The sequence below is a fragment of the Chryseobacterium sp. RLHN22 genome (genome assembly GCF_051011795.1).
Taxonomy (GTDB): Bacteria; Bacteroidota; Bacteroidia; order Flavobacteriales; family Weeksellaceae; genus Chryseobacterium; species Chryseobacterium zhengzhouense.
Genome location: NZ_JBPCHW010000007.1, coordinates 83,013 through 102,596 on the forward strand (window position 1 = coordinate 83,013; position 19,584 = coordinate 102,596).

Below are 19,584 nucleotides of genomic sequence, written 5' to 3' on the forward strand. Positions count from 1 at the left end.
TTTAGTTTTGGTCGAGTTTTTGCAACAAGAAAATCGGAATATGGATTAGTAATAAAGAGTGTAGAACCTTTATTCATGAATTACCTCAAAAAATTGAGGTAATTTTTTTATTTAATGATCAAACTTTTTCAATTCAAAATCGCGTTCAAAAACGCCATAGGTAAAATAAGAAATCCAGTCTCCTAAATTGATGTATTTCGAATTTTTCCCTAAATCTAAAACCATTGGCAAATGCCTGTGTCCATAAATAAAATAATCGATATCCTGGGTTTGGAGCTTCTTTTTAGAATAAATAATCAGAAATTCTTTATCTTCTCCCAAAAAGGCTTTGTCTTCATCGCCCGAAATCAGTTTGTTTTTCTGGGACATATACAATGCTATTCTCATCGCAATATCAGGATGAAGCCATTTGAAAAACCATTGCGCAATTGGGTTTGTAAAGACTTTTTTCATTCTTTTGTAACCTTTATCTCCGGGACCCAATCCGTCTCCGTGAGCCAGCAAAAATTGCTTTCCTGAAATTTCAAAATATTGTTTTTTATAAAAAACAGTGCAGCCGATTTCTTCTTCCAGATAATCTTTCATCCATAAATCATGATTTCCGACAAAGAAATAAATCTGAATCCCATGATCTTTTAATTCAGCAATTTTACCAAGAACACGCACATATCCTTTTGGAATAACGTGATTCCACTCGTGCCAGAAATCAAATAAATCACCCATCAAAAACAGAACCTGCGCGTCATTTTTAATCTCATTCATCCAACGGATAAATTTCGCTTCACGCAGCTTGCTGTCTTTCGGATTCGGAGAACCAAAATGCTGATCTGAAGCAAAATATACTTTTTTTCCGGGCTGTAAATTGATGGTTGTTTTTAACACCGCTCTGAACTTTATTGAATAAATTACTGATTATCTTCCGCAAACCATTCTCCGTACGAGTTTTCGGTTTCGTGAAGTTTAAGATAGGCTAAAGAAATTCCTTCGGGAAGCTTCGACTTTATTTTTGCAGCAATGGCGTACAACATATTTTCGCAGGTTGGCTGAAAGGTGCAATAAATCACTTTATGACCTTTCTCTTCAAGATCTTCACCCAATTGTCTGTGTGGAGACAATCCGTTAATCAGCACTGCATGATCCCAGACATCAACAATTTCAGATTTCACAATACTTTTTATATCGCCGAAATCTACCACCATTCCGTTTTTGGGATTTTCAAGATCATTTACAGGTTTCCCTTTTACCGTAACGAAAAGTTTGTAGGAATGCCCATGCATATTTTTACATTTTCCGTCGTAATTGTATAAAACGTGAGCGGTTTCGAATGTAAAAATTTTTGTAATACGTATCATGGTGCAAAGATAAGGAATTTGGTTTGTTTCATTAAAAAGTTCCGCAACATCAACTTTTAAAATATTCGTTTAAATTTCTCGTTAATTGATTATGAAAACAATAACCTTATTTTTGGCAATACTGAGCTGCTTTATGAATGCTCAGCAAAGAATTTTCCCGACACATCCTTCTCTTGAAAATAAAATAGGAACACATTTCCCGATTGAACATTATAAAAATCAGGACGGAAAAAATTTCAGAACCAATCATTTACAGGATAAGCTGACATTTATTAATTTTTGGTCAACAAGTTGCGAACCTTGTATTGAAGAACTTCCTTATCTCAATAAACTAAAAGAAACATTTGGTGAAAAAGTAAATTTCATTGCAATTACTCACGACAGTAAAGAAAAGGTAACCCGTTTTTTAGTAAAGAAAAATTTTAATTTTCAGCATATTACCGATTCTTCGCAAGAACTGCAATCGTATTTTACCTTGGTAAGAAATCCCATGTCTTTTATTCTTGATAAAAGTGGAAATATTGAAGAAATCACAAGTTCGATTGATGAATCGAAATTTAATATGCTTTTGGAAATTTTAAATAAATAATTAAAGTTTATCCAGCCAATCACTTTCCAGCCTTTTAATTTTCTGAGTTTCTTTATCAATAAAAACCCAGAGCGTTAAAGAATCTACTACCAAAATATCATTGCAATAAAACTCAACTTTTCTGGGTTGGCGGATTCCTTCTGGAGCTTTTGGATAAGTTTTCACCGTAATGACATCATTTAAATAAACCTGCTTTTTGTACTGAATATGATGATCGAGAAGCATCCAAATATCATCTGGAAAATCGGTTGTATGCTTTACGAAATCCCAGTGTTCTCCTGCAATTTCTTCCACCCATTTTACATACTGAACATTATTGACGTGATTGTTTCCGTCAATATGCTCTTGTGTTACCTGTATTTGTTTTTCGAAAACTAAACTCATATTCAAAGATAAGATTTTCCATCTGAACAAACTTCTTTAGATATTTTTGATTAAATTAGTTACATAAAACACACAAATGATTTTAGATATTTTCTTTCCTAATCGTTGCATTCATTGCAATCGCATTATTGAAGCCAACTTGTTGGTTTGCAATCTTTGTTTTGAACAAATTCACTTTACGCATTACGATTATTTTGAAAATAATTTTGTTAAGGAAAAGTGTAAATTGCTTTTTCCGATTGAAAATGCTTTTGCGTTAATGCAGTTTGAAAAGGAAAATTTAAGCCGAAAAATCATTCACGAATTAAAATATAAAAGTCGGGAAAATGTCGGAAAAATTTTAGCTGATTGGACAACAGAACGATTAGATTTTAAAAATGAAAAACCCGACTTTTTGGTTTCCGTGCCGCTGCATCCGAAAAAATTAAAAGAAAGAGGTTATAATCAACTTCATTTGTTTACTGAAACTTTATCTAACTTTTATAAAATTCCTTTTAGCCATGATTTAATCAAAAGAAATCATTACTCAAAAGCTCAGGCTCTGAAAGATAAAAAACATCGTGTCGAAACTGAAAATATATTTTCAATCACACAGAAAATTTCAGGTAAACATATTTTACTGATTGATGACGTTTTTACAACGGGAAATACTTTATCGACTGTTGCCTGGGAAATTCTAAAGGCAGGAAACAACAAAGTGAGTGTTTTGGTTATGGCGATGGATGAATAATGTAGGAAGTTGGAAGCTGAGTAGTTTCGAAATAAATCATAAATTTTTAAATCTCAAAAAAAGGATTTAAATTTTTAAAACTGTAACTTTTTCATTTTAAAGGATACCAATACAAGAAAAACAATGAATTTTGAAGACTACTGTAAAGAAGAAAAGATTATTGATTTAGCTAAAGCGAATGGAATTTCACTTTTATATTTATTAGTATTTGCTGTTGTCTTTAGCGTTCCATATTATTTTATCTGGGGATTTAATATTTCTCTGAAGTCCATCGGAGAAAATATTTCTTTCGCATTCTTGCCTTTGATTGTTATCATTTTAGGAATTATTATTCATGAACTTATTCACGGAATATTTTTCGCAATCTACGCAAGTAAAGGGTTCAAATCGATAAAATTTGGTATTCTATGGAAAATGATTACACCTTATTGCCATTGTAAAGAACCTTTGAAAATCAAAAATTATATTGTGGCATTATTAGCGCCTTTTATTCTTTTAGGAATTATCCCCGCAATTATCAGCTTAGCTATTGGAAACATTGCGCTTCTCGCTTTTGGTATTTTCTTTTCGAGTGCGGCTGCGGGAGATTTATTGATTTATAGTTTAATCAAAAAAGAAAATCCTGAAGACTATGTTCAGGATCATCCGTCAGAAGCGGGATATTATATTTTCAGAAAAGAATATTAAGATTCTATCTCTGTAGTTTTTCACCATAACTTAAATCTCCGGCATCTCCTAATCCCGGAGTGATGTATCCTTTTGAGGTTAAGTTTTCATCAATGGCTCCTACCCAGATTTTGGCATTGGGATAAGCTTTTTCAATGGTTTCAACACCTTGCCTTGAAGCAATAGCTGCAACAATATGAAGCTGACTTGGATTTCCGTTGGTTAATAAATCTTTGATGGCTTCAATTAATGATGCTCCGGTTGCTAACATCGGGTCACCTACAATTAACGGTCTTCCTTCGATATTCGGACACGTTAAATAATCCTGTTTAATCGAGAAATAGTCATTAGCATCGTGTTTTCTATACGCAGCAACAAAACCGCAGTCTGCCTGATCAAAATAATTTAAAATTCCTTCAAACAAAGGAACTCCGGCTCTCAAAATCGTTGTAATGACAGGCTGAACTGCAATTTCTTTCACTCTGATTTTATCTAAAGGAGTCTGAATTTCAATTTCTTTCAATTCTAAACCTTTACTGATTTCGAATGCTGCGATTTCCCCAATTCTTTCCATATTTCTACGGAATCTCATTCGGTCGTGCTGAACATCGACATTCCTCAATTCGTTAATCCAAGAGTTTACTAAAGAAAATTGTTCTGAAAGGACTACTGTCATAGTTTTAATTTGAAAGTTTAAAAATTTGAAAATGAGATAATGAGTTTTATTTCATACAAAATAATGAAATTAATTTTCAAATTAACTCATTTCCAAATTTTCAAATTAATTATTTCTGTCTGAAATATACTTCAATCGGAACTCCGGTAAATCCGAATTCCTTTCTCAGTTGGTTTTCAGTAAATCTCTTATATGGTTCTTTCACGTACTGCGGCAGGTTACAGAAGAATACAAACTGTGGTGACGGTGTCGGAAGCTGTACGCAATATTTGATTTTAATGTATTTCCCTTTGTTTGCAGGAGGTGGAGTCGCTTCAAAAATAGGAAGCATTACTTCGTTCAATTTTGAAGTCTTGATTTTCTTTTTACGGTCTTCGTAAACAGTCATTGCCATTTCAACAGCCTTCAGAATTCTCTGCTTTGTCAACGCTGAAACAAACAAAATTGGAATATCACTGAATTGTCCGATTTTATCTCTGATCGATTTTTCGAAATCTCTTACCGTATTGGTAGTTTTGTCTTCTACCAAATCCCATTTATTAACAACAATTACAATTCCTTTTCTGTTTTTCTGAGCCAATCCGAAAATATTCATATCCTGAGATTCCCAACCTAAAGTTGCATCAACCATGATAATGACCACATCAGAATACTCGATAGAACGGATAGAACGCATCACAGAATAGAATTCCAAATCTTCATTTACTTTAGATTTTCTTCTCATTCCGGCTGTATCTACCAACACAAACTCATATCCGAATTTATTATACAACGTCTGAATACTGTCTCTTGTTGTTCCTGCAACATCTGTTACGATGTTTCTCTCAACATCAAGCAATGCATTAGTCATTGTAGATTTCCCTACATTTGGGCGACCTGCAATAGTAATTTTTGGCAATCCTTCAAACGGATCTTTATAATCGGTGGTAGGGAAATCTTTTACTACATCATCCAACAAATCTCCTGTTCCGGAACCTGTTGCGGAAGAAAGTGTGTAATATTTCTCGATTCCTAACTGATAAAATTCTGTAGCGGCAAGTTCTTCTTTCGAAGAATCTACTTTATTTACGACAATATATACAGGTTTGTTTGATCTTCTCAACATCTCATGAATTTCATAATCAGTATCGGTAAGACCTTCTTCTACATTCACCATAAAAATGATCGATGTAGCTTCATCAATTGCCAGCTGAACCTGTTTTGAGATTTCTCCCTGAAAAACGTCATCGTTATTTACATCATAACCTCCGGTATCAATTACGGTAAAGTCTACTCCGGTCCAGTCAGATTTTCCGTAGTGACGGTCTCTGGTTACCCCTGCAGTAGAGTCTACAATAGCTTCTCTCCTTTCTAATAAACGATTAAATAACGTGGATTTTCCTACGTTGGGACGCCCAACGATTGCGACAATATTCGACATAAAAATGTTTAATAATTTAATTATTAATGGGTTTCTCCAACTTTTGGAGCCCAATTTTTTGCAAAGATAAGCCTTTATTATTTAGCAAGGAAAAATGAAATTATAAATCTCTCTTTTACAATCTAATAGTTGATAAAATTTATTATATTTAATCTTTAGGCATTTGATTTGTTTTAAACATTAAATCTTTGTAAATCCCACATTTATGAAAAAAATACTCGTTATTATTCTGGTTGCTTTTGTGATCATTCAGTTTTTCCCGATTGATAAAACAAATCCTCCTGTTGATAAAGGAATGGATTTTATCAGTATTAAAAATATACAGCCTGAAATTGCCAATACAATCCGAACGTCTTGTTATGATTGTCATTCTAATGAAACGCAATACCCTTGGTATTCAAGTATTGCTCCGGCTTCATGGTGGTTGAAAAATCATATTAACGAAGGAAGAAGTCACCTGAACTTTTCTATTTTTGCAACATACGAACCCAAAAGACAGATTCATAAAATGGAAGAATGTGTAGAAATGCTTGAAAAACATGAAATGCCGCTGGAATCTTATTATTTAGGACATCAGGATGCCAAACTGACCGATGCTCAAAGACAGGATTTGATTAAGTATTTCAAAAAAGAGATTGAGGAAACGAAGTTTAAAATGAATTAACTAAACTAAAGATTATGCAGGCGAACTGGGAACAAAAGCATATTGTATTTTTTGACGGCGAATGTGGCGTCTGTAATTTCTGGGTACAATGGATTCTTGAAAGAGATAAAAAAGACCAATTCATGTTTGCTTCTTTACAATCAGATTTCGGACAAAAATTTTTGTCGGAAAGAAGCCTGGAAACAAAAGTTTTCAACACGATGTACCTTTGGAAACCGAACCAATATTATCTGATAAAATCAAAAGCCGTTCTGCAGATTGCCAATTTACTGGGTGGTGTTTTCAAACTTTCAGCTATAGGAAAATTTATCCCGGGATTTCTTAGTGATAAATTATACGATATCGTTTCAAAGAACAGAATGAAGCTTGCCAATCAGAAATGTTATTTGCCGACACCTCACCAAAGGAAAAAATTTATAGAAGTTTGACCTTACTCGATATGAAAGGCTTTTTATCCAATAAGTTTAAAATTTTTTATTAATTTTTTATAAAGAATTAAGTTTTTCAAAACATATTTTTTATTAATCCATATATTTGCAGACTATGGAATACAACACCCAAAAAACTCAGCTCAATATGCCGGAATATGGCAGAATCATACAACAGTTGGTTGAACGTTGCAAAGAAGTTTCAGACAAGGAAGAAAGAAACGAGATGGCAATGGCTATTATTGATTTTATGGGGCAGCGAAACCCGCAATTACGCGACGAAGAAAATTATAAACATAAACTTTGGGATCATCTATTTATTTTAGCAAACTATGATTTGGATGTAGATTCTCCCTACCCTTTTCCTACCCAAGAACAACTTCAGGAAAAACCTAAAAGAATGGAGTATCCTAAACTTCAGGGTGACTTTAAATTCTACGGAAAAAGCATTCTTCAACTCATCGAAAAAGCAATCGAACTTGAACCGGGTGACGAAAAAGAAGCCCTGATTGAGGTGATTGCCAACAATATGAAGAAGTCTTATAATGTTTATAATAAAGAGCATGTTACAGATGATGTGATTTTCCGTCATTTGAAAGAACTTTCAGAAAACAGATTAGACCTTACCGGTATCGAAAGCTTAGAGAAAAGTAAAATTTACTACGCTAACAATACCAACAGGAATAACAACAATAAGAACACAAATAACAAAAACCAATCCGCAAAAAGGAGATTTAATAACAATAATCATAAGAACAGAAGGTAATGAGTGGAACATTTCAAATAAGAGGAGGAAAAAGATTGCAAGGTGAAATTACACCACAAGGAGCAAAAAATGAAGCGCTCCAGATTTTGTGTGCAGTTTTGCTTACCGATGAGGAAGTAAGAATTAAAAATATTCCCGACATCCACGATGTAAACAGACTTATCGAAATATTGGGTGACTTTGGGGTGAAAGTGACTAAAAATGGTCATGGCGATTTCACGTTTAAAGCAGACAATGTTAATTTCGATTATATTAAATCTAACGAGTTTAAAAAAGACGGTGCTAAACTGAGAGGCTCAATTATGTTGATGGGACCAATGTTGGCCCGTTACGGTGAAGCCTATATGCCGACTCCGGGAGGTGACAAAATCGGAAGAAGGAGATTAGACACTCATTTTCAGGGATTGGTGGAGCTTGGAGCAGAATTTCATTATGATGAAGAAGAATATTTTTATTCATTAACTGCTAAAGAACTGAACGGAAAATTCATCCTTCTGGAAGAAGCTTCTGTAACAGGAACAGCAAACATTGTGATGGCGGCTGCTTTAGCAAAAGGAAAAACCAGAATTTATAATGCAGCGTGTGAGCCTTACCTTCAGCAATTGTGCAAAATGCTGAACAGAATGGGTGCTAATATTTCCGGTATTGGATCAAATTTATTGACAATCGAAGGAGTAACTCATTTAAGAGGAACAGAGCACACCATGCTTCCTGATATGGTAGAAATCGGCTCTTGGATTGGTCTTGCAGCGATGACAAAATCTGAAATCACCATCAAAAATGTAAACTGGAATCAATTAGGCGTTATTCCAAATACATTCAGAAAATTGGGAATTCAGCTTGAGCAAAGCGGTGATGACATTTACATCCCTTCTCAGGAGCATTATAAAATTCAGAAATTTATCGACGGTTCTATACTTACCGTTTCAGATGCGCCTTGGCCGGGTTTTACACCAGATTTGCTTTCGATTATTTTAGTGGTAGCAACTCAGGCAAAAGGCAGTCTTTTGGTACACCAAAAAATGTTTGAATCGAGATTATTTTTTGTTGATAAATTAATTGACATGGGAGCTCAGATCATTCTTTGTGATCCGCACAGAGCAACCGTTATCGGTTTGAATCAGGAAGCGCCTCTCCGTGGAACAACAATGGTTTCTCCGGACATCAGAGCCGGCAATGCGCTCCTTATTGCAGCACTTTCTGCAGAAGGAAAATCAATTATCCATAACATCGAACAAATCGATCGTGGTTACGAAAATATCGACGGAAGATTGAAAGCGATTGGAGCAGATATTGAGAGAATTTAATAATTAGCAATTAGCAATTAGCAATTAGCAATTAGCAATTAGCGAAATTACTTTTTACTAGAAAATATAAAAAGCGTTCAGATTTTTTCTGAACGCTTTTGTTTTTATTCAATTAAGTAAATTATTTTTTGTGGAATTTTTACCAGCCGCCTCCGCCGCCTCCGCCTCCACCGCCGCCGGATGAACCACTACCGGAAGAACCGCTGGAACTCGAACCTCCCGAATAGGAAGAGCTGCTTGAAGACCTTGAGGAAGAAGATGAACCGGATGATGACGATGATGAACCTGAGCTAAAGCTTCTCGGAGGCTCCACTGATGTTGCCGCCAAACTCTGCGAAAAGGATGTTGCAAAACTATAATTAAACTGATGAATCTGTATCATCTCAGGATCTTCAGCATCTAGAGTTTCTTTTAGTTTGTTTCGCATTTTCTTTCCCCAAATCCCATCTACGTCAAAGACAATAGCATAAGGAAGAAATTTTTCATACAGATCGGTCGTCATTTCAGGTGGATTATGAAACTGAAGCTGATTTTCTTCTGCAGTCCCAAGATACATTTTGAAACCGTCAATCTGAGCTTTCATATCCAATCGTTCAACGCTGGGTTTTCGCATAAAATACCGAAATGGAAGAAGAGAAATAACTCCAAAAATCAAAAATTTATAACAGTTTGATTCAAAATATGAAACATCATCTGATACAGAAAATGCTATCATAAATATGGGGATAAAAAAGGGAGCCGTAAAAACCAATATCCCCCAAAAAAGCTTCTTACTCTTGTCTTTCCAAAGAAAGACCAGCAATGCCACAAACAAACCATTAAACAAAACCAATGGTACAGCCATAATAAGAGCTTTAAAACTTGTGGTTACCAAAGCGCTGATAGTAAGTAAAACAAAGAAAGTCAACAAAATAATTTTCAACCCTTTATAAACCGTTTTAGCATTAGAAACCGTTTCAACATAAACCGCATTTTTCGCAGCAATATTTTCCTCAGAATCACTGATTGCCTTTTTCAATCTCGGGCTGTAATTTCCTGCTATTGAAACTTTCTTGTTTTTTCCAAACATTTTTTTCAACAATATGCTTTGATCTTCAGGTAAAGAATCACTGTCTCTATCGAGGATTTTTAAGTCGAAAATCTTTGAAAACCCTAAAAGTCGTTTTTCAGTTTTAACCTCATCAATATCCACAAAACCTTTTATCGCCAAATCAATCAGACTTGCAGTTACATGAGAAAGTTCAAATTTCGCTTTATCAATATATCCTAAAGCTGCCGGAGATAGATTTCCCGGAGGATTATATTGCGGGACAACCGTAGGTTTTTCCGGGTCTCTTCCATTTTTATTCCAGCTGTAATAATAAAACAACAGCAACAAAAGACTTATGGCAAATATTGGTAGGCTTGTTTTGTTTTTCCTTAACCATTTATTAAAAGCAGACGGTTCTTTTAAAACACCCGCTTTAAAACCAACTGCAACCGTTAGATTTTCTTTAGGTTCTAAATTTTTAGCTTTAAAAATAATTTCCGTTAAAGATAATTTCTCACTGGTACAATTGCGTTCCGTACTTCCATGAATTCCGGTGTAGCATGAATTCTGGAGAATATCTGCACCTTTTGGCAAATGAATTGTTGCCTGAATATCTTCGACAGGAAATGACCAGTCCGTTCCGTTGACGTTCCAGTAAAATTCATCATATCCTTTAAAGTGACCAATCTGATCCTGCGTTTTATATACAATTTTATAGGTATAAAAACCTTGACTCAGCTCAACATCTTTATTACCAATATAAAGATTAAAAACACCATTTTGAGTTTCTTTATGATATGATTCTGCTGTACCATCTTTTTCAACAGAAATAATTTCATAAGTTATGGGTACTTTTCCACCATTGATATTTCTCGTCAAAGGTAAAGCACGAAAAATCCCCCTTTTAATTTCATAGCCGGAAGCATACACTTTAATCGTCTCTGTTACGGTAACATGAGTATTTTCAGCAATATGAATATCCGAACTGAAAGATACAATTCTTTCGCGCTGAACATCTTCCTGAGTATTTTTTATACAATCTTCCGATTCTACAGGCAATGCTACAGTTACATCCTGTGCAAAAACAAAAATGCAGAAAAAAAGAGCAATGATATGTATAAAATTTTTCATCATTAAAATTTTACCAGCCGCCTCCGCCGCCGCCTCCGCCGCCACCGCCGGAAAATCCGCCGCCGCCAGATCCGGAACCCGAACTGCTTCCCGAACTTGAGGGTTGTGTAGCTGAAGACTGAATGGATTGTGTTAAACTCGAATTAAGCACACTTGCCATTGCATAATGATTCATTGTAGAACCTACATACCAATTTGACTGATAATCGGTAACAGACATTTTTTTGAGTAAATCGTCGAATTTTTTACCCCAAATTTCATCAACACCCAAAACCATTGCAAAAGGCAACAATTTCTCGAAAGACTGTGGTGTCATTTCCGGTGGATTATGAAATTTAATCTGTTGATTTTCGGCTGCACCCATGTACATTTTGAAACCGGCTATCAAAGATTTTTTTCTCAGTTTTTCTTCGGATGGTCTTCTGATCAGGAACTGATAAATGATTAACGAAGTAAATCCTAAAACAATGAATATATAACAGATATTAAAATTATCATTAATCGTAAAATCGTTGTGCGTAAATATGAGCCCGCCCAACGAAATGAGAAGCACCGCTGGAATAATTAGGAAAATTTTAAATAAAACCGAATACCGTTTAAACAAAAATCCTGTTATCAGGAAAGCAATCAAAAGAATTACATACAAAACCCCGCCAACAAAAACTTTTTCTATTTCCGGAAATATTTTAAAGCTCATCAATAATCCGATTCCATAAATAACCGTAATTAAAATAAGTGGTAAAAAGATCTTTCTGGTATTATTTCCTTCATTCAGAAGCTTATCATGCTGGAATTTCAATGCAGATTCAAAACTGCGAACAGCCTGCTCGATTTTAGAATCGTATTTCCCGTCGAACTCCACCTGATCCATACCGCCTGTAAATAAACTGTTCATCAAACTGATTTCTTCTTTTGGAAGATTATGATTCTGATTCTTCAGTTTTTTAACTGTAAATTTTTTCGATTTAAACAAACCAAAAACTCCTGAATCTTCACTTTCAATGATCTGAACATATCCTTTTACCGCCAAATTGACCAAAGCTGCCGTAAGATATTTATTTTTAAAAGTTTCGCTGCTGATAAATCCTAAAGAAGCTGGAGAAAGATTATCCGGAGAATTAAACTGGGGATAAACAGTCGGCATTTCTGGATCAACACCATATTTTTTCCAGGTGGTGTAATAATAAATCAATAATCCTAAAAAGATAATAATCCCCACAATCAGAATTCCGAATTTTTCAAGAAAAGTTGGCGGAGGCGGAGGAATCATAATTCCTTTTTTAAAGCCGACTGCAATGGTAAGACCTTCACCGGAACCTAAATCTTTTGCACTCCATTCAATAGAATTTCCGGAAAGAATTTTAGCCACACAATCCTGAGAAGTACTTCCATACCCCCCTTTATAACAAGAATTCTGAATAATTTCTGCGCCTTGAGGAAGATGTACCATTGCTGAAATATTTTCAACCGGAAAACTCCATTCAGTTCCGTTCACATTCCAGTACAATTCATCATATTTTTCAAAAAAACCGATTTGCTTTTCTGTGGTATATTGTATTTCGTAATCGTAATCTCCGATAGATAAAATCACATCTTTATTCCCTACATAGATTTTAAGAAAACCGTCTTCGATCTCTTCATGATAGTCTTCTTCTACTCCGTTCTTCTTTACAGAAATGACATTATACTTTACCTTTTGAGTTTTGTCATTAAGATTTCTTACCAATGGAAGAGTTCTGAAAATCCCTCGTTTAATTTGCTGCCCGAGACTGTGAACTTTTATTTTCTCGGTAATCTTTAATCCTGAATTTTTATCGACATCAATATCCGCATGAAAATTTATAATTCTTTCAATCCCCAAAGAATGTTCAACATCAGCGGTCTGAGTAAGCTCAGATTCTTCCGCATGCTGGGAAAAAGCAAGAGCAAAGAAAAGGAGAAAAAGAAATGCTGTAAGCTTTTTCATTCCTTAAAATTTTACGCTTGGAACTTCTCTGTCTGCGATATTTTCGAGCTCAAAGAATTTAGATTTTTCAAATTTGTACATATTGGCGATGATATTGCTTGGGAAAGATTCTACCAAAGTATTGTTTTCTCTCACTGTTCCGTTGTAATATCTTCTTGATTTTTCGATGTCGTTTTCTATTGAACTAAGCTCAGCCTGCAATTGTTGAAAATTAGCATTGGCTTTAAGATCAGGATATTGCTCTGCAACCGCAAATAAATTTACCATTGCCTGATTCAGGTTTTTCTCTGCTGCTTCTTTTGCCTCTACAGAATCTGCACCCACCGCAAGGTTTCTTGCTCTTGTCACGTTTTCTAAAGTTTCACGTTCGTGAGTGGCATACCCTTTTACCGTTTCTACCAAATTCGGAATCAGATCGTGACGTTTTTTAAGCATCACATCAATACTGCTCCAAGCTTCCTGAACGAGATTTCTCAGTTTCACCAAGCGATTGTAGATAGAAACTCCGTAAAGCAACACAATAGCCAAAACACCACCAATAATAAGTGCGATCATAATTTTGTAATTTAATTTAGATTAAAAATAATCTTTTTCTCGGATAATTGAATAAAAAAGCGCTCAATAAATTGAACGCTCCTCAAACTATATATGGACTTACAGTTATGAATACTTTCTGCAGGTATATTCAACAGTGGTATTCAAGAGTTTATTTTTATTCAGGAAAAACTCCAGCTGCTGAGACTCTTCCTGTGTTGCATTGATGTATAGCTGAAATGACCCAAAATTGCTTCCATTCATATACTCCACATTTGCACTGAGAACTTTGTAGCAAATTCCCATCTGCTGATAAATGATATTCAGAAGGTAATCAAACTTCATTTTCCCGTTGAGTTCTACTTCTAAAATAAGCTCTTTTTTAATCAGGTTTACATTTTTTGGCAATGTCTGCAAATTAGATGTCATCATTATTAAAACATTTTTGGGGTTCTACTTTACTTTTTGAATTGCATTTTGAAATATTTAATCATTAATACCTGACAAAAGTATAAAAAAATATTAGTCCACCAAATTAGTAGACTAATATTTTTTAATTTTAACATAAAAAGAGAAATTAAAATGCCCTTCCACTCTTCAAATGGTTAAATGACAATAAAAAATACCATGAATGCACGAATTTTATTATTAATTTAAATAACATATCGTGTATTCGTGGCTTATATAAAAACCATGCAAAAGCAAGCGTTATAATTCTTTGATACACTCAATTTTGTCTGAAGCTGCTAAACCATTCGGATTGCATCCTGGTTCTCCTTCGGGAACTTTCAGATTTTTTTTAGCATAAAATTCTTCCCAAAATGTATTGGTTTTCCCTGTTTTCGGATCAATAAAAGTCATAGGTTCTAATTTAAAAATATGATCCTTTCTGAAAGCTCTCTCGATATAATCTGAACAGTAATAAGAATTTTCGTCTAAAATATAATTGAAATTGTAAGGCTTACCCAACATTGAATTTGCTTTTTCAATCGCATCAGGAATATTTTTCTGAAACTGAGGCTTCAATCTATAAATTACAACTCTTTGCTCGTCATCGGACTGATCTTTCAGAAAACCTTTTAATTCCTGCTTTTGAGAGCCTCCTTTTGGAGCAGCATGAAGAACAAAAATTCCCTTTTTATCTTTCTGCAAAATTCCGATATGATCAAAAGAAGCATTTTTCTGCTTTTGGGTAACATTATTAATCGCACCCGACAAACCTGTTTCTTTTGCGGTAACAAAAAGTAAATCTCCGTTTTTCAAACCTAACGAAACCGAATTCTTACATCCTGAAATTATGATAAGAAAAGCGAGAACCGCAAATAACCTAAAAAAATTATTTCTTCTTAAAATTGCTTTCATAAATAGAAATCCATTCATCAACAGTGATTTTCTTACTCAGTTCTGCAATCAGATCAAAAGGAATATCATCCATTTTTTTGAAACGAACACAAGATTTGACCATATCTAATTTTCTTTTCGAATGCTTAGGAAATTCAGCAACGAACCAATCTAAAAGCTCAGGTTTTGCATACATTCCCATGTGATATAAAGCAATGAAGTTTTTCTGAGAAGCCATTCCCATGAACGGAAGCGCCGAACCCGGTGTACAATGATAACCTGCCGGATACGTTTCTAACGGAACATCCCAACCAACCATTCCGTAGCTCACTCCTTTTTTAAATCCGTTGGGTAGATTTTCGGTAACGGTATCAAACATTTTTTTGAAAACTTCCTGTCTTTCTTCAGGGATTTTTGAGATATACTCTTCTACTGATGTTGCCGGAATCTGCATTGTTGTAATTTTTTAACAAATTTAAAAAAAACAGCCTTACAAAAAGATGTAAGGCTGCTTAAAAAAATAATTCAAAAATAGTTTACTTTTTGATGGCTTTCACGGTATTTTGGGAACCGTCTTTGAAGTACATGGTAATCAAATACAGTCCAGCATTCAATGAGCTTAAATTGATTTCCTTGGTAGGGTTTTCAATTGTTTTAAGGGTTCTTCCATTTAAATCAAATACTTTTACAGTTTTCACCTCTTTAATATCAGAAATATTAACTATATCTCTGAAAGGATTTGGATAAACTTTAACTTCTTTATTTTTAGCATTTGCTTCGGAAGTACTCAAGTTAGCAGCTTCAACAGTAAAATTATCGATATGGAAATCATAATCCTCATTATCATCTGCTGTACCGTCCGTACCATATAAAGCGAAAATTGTATTTGCACTGTTATATCCTACTAAATCATAGCTAAAAGTTGTTGATGTATTAGAAGGGGCACTTGCAGCATTCCATGTTTTAAGAGAAGTCCACGTAGAACCACCGTCATTTGAAACCAATAATTGAACGTTATCATCAGAACCCATAGCTGAAGCTCCCGTAGCATTATACGCTGTTACACCATAATCAAATTTAACTCTGTATCCTCCGGCTGACAAATCAAAAGCAGCAGTTTTCAACCATCCTGTTCTGTTAACACTATAAAGATTTATTCTCATAGAGTTAGCGCTTCCAACATTTAAGAATCCGCCAGATACCCAAAGCGGGCTTGTTGTCGTCCCTGTTGGTCCCGTTGCTGGTGTACCACCTGTTTGATTATTTGTCCAGCAATTTCCAGGAGCAGTACTGAAATCATTAGTATAAGAAGGGGTGATTGCAGCACATAAAGTAGTAAATGTACCTACATAAGACCATGTACTCTTACTTGTTGTTCCGCAAGATGAACGAATCCACATAAAATATGTAGTTGCAGGATTCAATCCAGGAACAACCTTTGAAACGCTTCCAGCGGCAGAAGTACCAGAAATTGTTGCTGTAGCTGTAGGTGCAGTATTTGCTGTTGAATAATAATACTCATAGCCATTAGCAGGAGCGGAAGCCGGGGCCGTCCATGAAACTGTCACGGTATTGGCGGTAACAGCAGATGTACTTATAGCAGTAGGAGGAATACATGCAGGAACTGCTTCCCACACCACGTCATCCCAGTAATACCCTTTACCGTCTGCTGTATTACGTACAGCTAATCTCGCATTCGCAGGAACTGAAGACGGAACAATAACAGTATATTCGGAGTTAGCACTTGTGTAGTTTGTATTTGTAATGCTTAAAGCCTGAAGTAACACAAAAGTACTTGCATCAGTAGGATTGGTCACATACCCTACATTAAGCGTACCCGATGTGCTACTCACTCTTGCTTTAAATCTAAGCCAATGAGTTCCTGCATTTACATTACTGAATTCCGGTAAAACCACTGTACTTGGCGTTTGCGTCGTGCTTGTAGTCTGATAAATATTTCTGTTCCCCGATGCAGGTGTAGAGGAAGAAATAGACATTGTACCATTAACATAATTTCTTACCCAGCAATCAGGAACAATATTTCCTGTATTATAAGAATCAAAATTCTCAGACATGGAAGTCATTGGTCCGCACAAAGTTTTAAAATTTCCGGAGAAAGACCATGCGCTCTGAGATGTAGTAGTACAATTTGATCTTACCCAATAATAGTAAGTTGTATTTGAAGCTAAACTCGGAATGGTAGTAGATGTACCTGAAACTCCCGGTAAATTCGCTGTTGTAGAACTTGTTGGAGGGGTATTATTTGTATTGTAATAAACGTCATAAGTAACAGGAGTTGTTCCAGTTGCCGGCGACCAAGATATAGCGGCAGAATTGGCAGTAATTGTACCCACTGCGTTTAACGTTGGTGGAGGACAACTTGAATAGGCATCTACTGAAAAGGCGAAAATATTTGCATGACCTTGAGCTGTAGAAGTTTTGGTAATGGTTACACTTTGAATTAACTTAGACTGATTTGCAGGATCGATCGTCAATAAGCTTTGATAAAGTCTTGGATTTGTTCCACTACCCGTTTCCAAAGCATTTGTATTTCTGTTTATCCTTCCAAAACCCTGAATTGCAAAACCAGTATTATCATACCAGTCAGAAATACTTATTCCTGTAAAGGTCTGGGAAGTATTATCCGTAAACTTTACTACAACCGAAACCGTTGAAGCTCCACTTCCACTTGTTGCAAGCATATACAGTCTGAAAGCAGCTTTTGGGGTCGTAAAAACTATTGTTCCTGTATCATTCTGATTGGAAAGCTTAAGAGAGTTGTTAGAACTGTAATTCGCCATAACATAGCTCAATCCGGGTGTTGATGTTACAACACTGTTGATAATCCCGTTTGTCGGAAGACCGTACGTAAGAGCAGGACTCGTTGCCGTTGCTTGAAAATCCTGTGAAACGAAAGCATACGAAACACCATCTACATCTGTAGTCGTAGAAGTTGTTGCTGAACCTACTCCGTTAGCAATCACATCTGCAGTGAGACCCGATTGAATTGGCATAGTTTGAAAATTTTGTGCAAATGCAAGCGAACTGGTAAGAATTCCCAGTGCACCCAGCATAAGAGCTGGTTGATTTCTTTTCATAAATATTTTTTTATTAGTCGTGTAAAACTATGAATTAAATTCAAACCAACAACATTTATTTTTAATTATTTTTAATAATATCAAAATATTAACAAAATATACCCAACACAAACTCGATTACACAAATAAAATTTATCCTATTTTACATAAATTAACATTAATACAATAATTAAAATGCAATACATAGCAATTTCTTTCTTACCGCATATATTTTAGCAGAGCCGAAATATTTTGCTATTTTTGTGACACAAATTTTTAGATAATGCCAAATATATCAAACAGAGCGCAGCAGATGCCGCCTTCACCGGTAAGAAAACTTGTTCCTTTTGCCCTTCAGGCTAAACAAAGAGGTACAAAAGTATATCACTTAAACATCGGTCAGCCGGATATAGAAACTCCTGAAACCGCTCTTAATGCTTTAAAAAACATTGATTTAAAAGTTTTGGAATATGCTCTATCAGAAGGAAATATAGAATATAGAAAAGCATTAACAGAATATTACCATTCATTAGATTTCACAGATCTTACTCCGGATAACTTTATTGTTACAAACGGTGGATCTGAAGCACTGAATTTCGCCATTTCAACACTTTGTGATGATGATGACGAAGTAATTATTCCCGAGCCTTATTATGCCAACTACAACGGATTTACAAGCACTTTCAATGTAAAAGTTGTTGCTATTCCTTCATCAATTGATACAGGTTTTGCATTGCCCCCGATTGAAGAATTTGAGAAAAAGATCACCGCTAAAACAAGAGCAATCGTTATCTGTAATCCTGGAAATCCCACTGGTTATCTATACACTCGTGAAGAACTTCAGAAATTAGCTGAAATTGCTTTAAAATATGATATCGTTGTAATTTCTGATGAGGTATACAGAGAATATGTTTATGACGGAAAACAACAGGTTTCCATGCTTGCATTTCCTGAATTGGCAGAAAACTGTATCATTATCGATTCGGAATCGAAACGCTACTCAATGTGTGGGGTAAGAATCGGATGCATGATTACCCGTTCTAAAAAAATTCGTGATGCAGCCATGCTTTTCGCACAAGCAAGATTAAGCCCTGTTTTATTAGGACAAATTGCCGCAACGGCCGCTCATCAGAATGACGGTGCATACATCAGATCTGTAAGAGAAGAGTATACCCATAGAAGAAATGTTTTGGTTGATTTGCTGAACTCTATTCCGGGAGTAATTTGCCCTAAACCGAAAGGAGCATTTTATTGCGTTGCCGAACTTCCTGTAGACGACACCGAAAAATTTGCACAATGGCTCCTTGAAAAATACACTCTGAACAACGAAACCATTATGGTAGCTCCTGCCGGAGGATTTTACAGCAATCCTGAATTAGGAAAAAAACAGGTGAGAATTGCTTACGTTTTAAAAGAGGAAGATTTAAGAAAAAGTGCAGAAATTCTGAGAAATGCGCTTGAAAAATATAAATTGGAGTTTAATCTTTAATCATAAATAACCAGTAGTAAAAATGAACGGTTTG

The 19,584-nt window shown here is 35.2% G+C and carries 20 protein-coding genes; 8 read left to right on the forward strand and 12 right to left on the reverse strand.

Going from position 1 to position 19,584, the window contains the following annotated elements; all coding sequences use genetic code 11:
- Positions 1 to 111 precede the first annotated feature (111 nt).
- Complete coding sequence (locus ACR1PN_RS09125) at positions 112 to 882, reverse strand: UDP-2,3-diacylglucosamine diphosphatase (protein WP_433979783.1); 771 nt, start codon at positions 880 to 882, stop codon at positions 112 to 114.
- A gap of 23 nt (positions 883 to 905) precedes the next feature.
- Positions 906 to 1,352, reverse strand: coding sequence for a 6-pyruvoyl trahydropterin synthase family protein (locus ACR1PN_RS09130; RefSeq protein ID WP_378183367.1), 447 nt, complete (start codon positions 1,350 to 1,352; stop codon positions 906 to 908).
- Between the two features lie 91 nt (positions 1,353 to 1,443).
- Here ACR1PN_RS09130 and ACR1PN_RS09135 point away from each other — a divergent pair, with 91 nt between their 5' ends.
- Positions 1,444 to 1,941: a TlpA disulfide reductase family protein gene (locus tag ACR1PN_RS09135; RefSeq protein ID WP_433979784.1), complete on the forward strand. Its 498-nt coding sequence runs from the start codon at positions 1,444 to 1,446 to the stop codon at positions 1,939 to 1,941.
- Here ACR1PN_RS09135 and ACR1PN_RS09140 read toward each other — a convergent pair whose 3' ends face one another.
- Positions 1,942 to 2,325: an acyl-CoA thioesterase gene (locus ACR1PN_RS09140; protein ID WP_433979785.1), complete on the reverse strand. Its 384-nt coding sequence runs from the start codon at positions 2,323 to 2,325 to the stop codon at positions 1,942 to 1,944.
- A 76-nt stretch (positions 2,326 to 2,401) separates the two neighbouring features.
- Here ACR1PN_RS09140 and ACR1PN_RS09145 point away from each other — a divergent pair, with 76 nt between their 5' ends.
- Positions 2,402 to 3,055, forward strand: a complete 654-nt coding sequence (locus ACR1PN_RS09145; RefSeq protein WP_433979786.1) for a ComF family protein — start codon at positions 2,402 to 2,404, stop codon at positions 3,053 to 3,055.
- Between the two features lie 123 nt (positions 3,056 to 3,178).
- The gene (locus ACR1PN_RS09150; protein WP_433979787.1) at positions 3,179 to 3,742 is read left to right on the forward strand and encodes a DUF3267 domain-containing protein; all 564 of its coding nucleotides are present in this window, start codon (positions 3,179 to 3,181) and stop codon (positions 3,740 to 3,742) included.
- Between the two features lie 4 nt (positions 3,743 to 3,746).
- Here the strand turns inward: ACR1PN_RS09150 and upp are convergent, their stop codons facing one another.
- Entirely contained in the window at positions 3,747 to 4,397 is a 651-nt protein-coding gene (upp, locus tag ACR1PN_RS09155) for a uracil phosphoribosyltransferase (protein WP_433979788.1), read from the reverse strand.
- A gap of 109 nt (positions 4,398 to 4,506) precedes the next feature.
- Positions 4,507 to 5,817 (reverse strand): ribosome biogenesis GTPase Der, encoded by a 1,311-nt coding sequence (der, locus tag ACR1PN_RS09160; RefSeq protein WP_378183348.1) that lies wholly within the window; start codon positions 5,815 to 5,817, stop codon positions 4,507 to 4,509.
- Positions 5,818 to 6,022: 205 nt separating this feature from the next.
- Between der and ACR1PN_RS09165 the strand changes: the two genes are divergently transcribed.
- From ACR1PN_RS09165 to murA, 4 genes are all read left to right on the forward strand, one after another.
- Positions 6,023 to 6,481 carry a heme-binding domain-containing protein gene (locus tag ACR1PN_RS09165; RefSeq protein WP_433979789.1) on the forward strand — a complete coding sequence of 153 codons (459 nt, stop codon included), beginning with the start codon at positions 6,023 to 6,025 and terminating at the stop codon, positions 6,479 to 6,481.
- A gap of 14 nt (positions 6,482 to 6,495) precedes the next feature.
- Positions 6,496 to 6,909, forward strand: coding sequence for a thiol-disulfide oxidoreductase DCC family protein (locus ACR1PN_RS09170; protein WP_433979790.1), 414 nt, complete (start codon positions 6,496 to 6,498; stop codon positions 6,907 to 6,909).
- Between the two features lie 115 nt (positions 6,910 to 7,024).
- Positions 7,025 to 7,675 (forward strand): DUF4290 domain-containing protein, encoded by a 651-nt coding sequence (locus ACR1PN_RS09175; RefSeq protein ID WP_378183339.1) that lies wholly within the window; start codon positions 7,025 to 7,027, stop codon positions 7,673 to 7,675.
- Positions 7,675 to 8,982 carry a UDP-N-acetylglucosamine 1-carboxyvinyltransferase gene (gene murA / locus ACR1PN_RS09180; RefSeq protein ID WP_433979791.1) on the forward strand — a complete coding sequence of 436 codons (1,308 nt, stop codon included), beginning with the start codon at positions 7,675 to 7,677 and terminating at the stop codon, positions 8,980 to 8,982. Before ACR1PN_RS09175 ends, murA begins: the two co-directional genes overlap by 1 nt.
- A gap of 139 nt (positions 8,983 to 9,121) precedes the next feature.
- On the opposite strand, the gene ACR1PN_RS09185 is transcribed toward murA, so the two are convergent.
- The 7 genes from ACR1PN_RS09185 to ACR1PN_RS09215 all read right to left on the reverse strand — a co-directional run bounded on the left by ACR1PN_RS09185 (position 9,122) and on the right by ACR1PN_RS09215 (position 18,082).
- Positions 9,122 to 11,143, reverse strand: a complete 2,022-nt coding sequence (locus tag ACR1PN_RS09185) for a DUF2207 domain-containing protein (RefSeq protein ID WP_433979792.1) — start codon at positions 11,141 to 11,143, stop codon at positions 9,122 to 9,124.
- 10 nt (positions 11,144 to 11,153) lie between these two features.
- The gene (locus ACR1PN_RS09190) at positions 11,154 to 13,109 is read right to left on the reverse strand and encodes a DUF2207 domain-containing protein (protein ID WP_433979793.1); all 1,956 of its coding nucleotides are present in this window, start codon (positions 13,107 to 13,109) and stop codon (positions 11,154 to 11,156) included.
- Between the two features lie 3 nt (positions 13,110 to 13,112).
- Positions 13,113 to 13,664 carry a LemA family protein gene (locus ACR1PN_RS09195; RefSeq protein WP_433979794.1) on the reverse strand — a complete coding sequence of 184 codons (552 nt, stop codon included), beginning with the start codon at positions 13,662 to 13,664 and terminating at the stop codon, positions 13,113 to 13,115.
- Positions 13,665 to 13,769: 105 nt separating this feature from the next.
- Positions 13,770 to 14,075, reverse strand: coding sequence for a cysteine methyltransferase (locus ACR1PN_RS09200; RefSeq protein ID WP_433979795.1), 306 nt, complete (start codon positions 14,073 to 14,075; stop codon positions 13,770 to 13,772).
- 276 nt (positions 14,076 to 14,351) lie between these two features.
- Entirely contained in the window at positions 14,352 to 15,023 is a 672-nt protein-coding gene (locus ACR1PN_RS09205; RefSeq protein WP_433979796.1) for a YiiX/YebB-like N1pC/P60 family cysteine hydrolase, read from the reverse strand.
- The gene (locus ACR1PN_RS09210; protein ID WP_433979797.1) at positions 14,980 to 15,438 is read right to left on the reverse strand and encodes a DUF1801 domain-containing protein; all 459 of its coding nucleotides are present in this window, start codon (positions 15,436 to 15,438) and stop codon (positions 14,980 to 14,982) included. Before ACR1PN_RS09210 ends, ACR1PN_RS09205 begins: the two co-directional genes overlap by 44 nt.
- An 82-nt stretch (positions 15,439 to 15,520) precedes the next feature.
- On the reverse strand, positions 15,521 to 18,082 hold the full coding sequence (locus ACR1PN_RS09215; RefSeq protein ID WP_433979798.1) for a fibronectin type III domain-containing protein: 2,562 nt from the start codon (positions 18,080 to 18,082) through the stop codon (positions 15,521 to 15,523).
- 262 nt (positions 18,083 to 18,344) lie between these two features.
- Here ACR1PN_RS09215 and ACR1PN_RS09220 point away from each other — a divergent pair, with 262 nt between their 5' ends.
- Positions 18,345 to 19,550 carry a pyridoxal phosphate-dependent aminotransferase gene (locus ACR1PN_RS09220; RefSeq protein WP_378183312.1) on the forward strand — a complete coding sequence of 402 codons (1,206 nt, stop codon included), beginning with the start codon at positions 18,345 to 18,347 and terminating at the stop codon, positions 19,548 to 19,550.
- Positions 19,551 to 19,584 lie beyond the last annotated feature (34 nt).

What these genes read in the sequence shown, in the direction of transcription:
- ACR1PN_RS09150 (WP_433979787.1), top strand. Translation starts at nt 3,179, where the DNA reads ATGAATTTTGAAGACTACTGTAAAGAAGAAAAGATTATTGATTTAGCT.
- upp (WP_433979788.1), bottom strand. Translation starts at nt 4,397, where the DNA reads ATGACAGTAGTCCTTTCAGAACAATTTTCTTTAGTAAACTCTTGGATT.
- ACR1PN_RS09130 (WP_378183367.1), bottom strand. Translation starts at nt 1,352, where the DNA reads ATGATACGTATTACAAAAATTTTTACATTCGAAACCGCTCACGTTTTA.
- ACR1PN_RS09140 (WP_433979785.1), bottom strand. Translation starts at nt 2,325, where the DNA reads ATGAGTTTAGTTTTCGAAAAACAAATACAGGTAACACAAGAGCATATT.
- ACR1PN_RS09205 (WP_433979796.1), bottom strand. Translation starts at nt 15,023, where the DNA reads ATGAATGGATTTCTATTTATGAAAGCAATTTTAAGAAGAAATAATTTT.
- murA (WP_433979791.1), top strand. Translation starts at nt 7,675, where the DNA reads ATGAGTGGAACATTTCAAATAAGAGGAGGAAAAAGATTGCAAGGTGAA.
- ACR1PN_RS09165 (WP_433979789.1), top strand. Translation starts at nt 6,023, where the DNA reads ATGAAAAAAATACTCGTTATTATTCTGGTTGCTTTTGTGATCATTCAG.
- ACR1PN_RS09195 (WP_433979794.1), bottom strand. Translation starts at nt 13,664, where the DNA reads ATGATCGCACTTATTATTGGTGGTGTTTTGGCTATTGTGTTGCTTTAC.
- ACR1PN_RS09190 (WP_433979793.1), bottom strand. Translation starts at nt 13,109, where the DNA reads ATGAAAAAGCTTACAGCATTTCTTTTTCTCCTTTTCTTTGCTCTTGCT.
- ACR1PN_RS09215 (WP_433979798.1), bottom strand. Translation starts at nt 18,082, where the DNA reads ATGAAAAGAAATCAACCAGCTCTTATGCTGGGTGCACTGGGAATTCTT.
- ACR1PN_RS09220 (WP_378183312.1), top strand. Translation starts at nt 18,345, where the DNA reads ATGCCAAATATATCAAACAGAGCGCAGCAGATGCCGCCTTCACCGGTA.
- ACR1PN_RS09135 (WP_433979784.1), top strand. Translation starts at nt 1,444, where the DNA reads ATGAAAACAATAACCTTATTTTTGGCAATACTGAGCTGCTTTATGAAT.
- ACR1PN_RS09170 (WP_433979790.1), top strand. Translation starts at nt 6,496, where the DNA reads ATGCAGGCGAACTGGGAACAAAAGCATATTGTATTTTTTGACGGCGAA.
- ACR1PN_RS09210 (WP_433979797.1), bottom strand. Translation starts at nt 15,438, where the DNA reads ATGCAGATTCCGGCAACATCAGTAGAAGAGTATATCTCAAAAATCCCT.
- ACR1PN_RS09200 (WP_433979795.1), bottom strand. Translation starts at nt 14,075, where the DNA reads ATGATGACATCTAATTTGCAGACATTGCCAAAAAATGTAAACCTGATT.
- ACR1PN_RS09145 (WP_433979786.1), top strand. Translation starts at nt 2,402, where the DNA reads ATGATTTTAGATATTTTCTTTCCTAATCGTTGCATTCATTGCAATCGC.
- ACR1PN_RS09185 (WP_433979792.1), bottom strand. Translation starts at nt 11,143, where the DNA reads ATGAAAAATTTTATACATATCATTGCTCTTTTTTTCTGCATTTTTGTT.
- ACR1PN_RS09175 (WP_378183339.1), top strand. Translation starts at nt 7,025, where the DNA reads ATGGAATACAACACCCAAAAAACTCAGCTCAATATGCCGGAATATGGC.
- der (WP_378183348.1), bottom strand. Translation starts at nt 5,817, where the DNA reads ATGTCGAATATTGTCGCAATCGTTGGGCGTCCCAACGTAGGAAAATCC.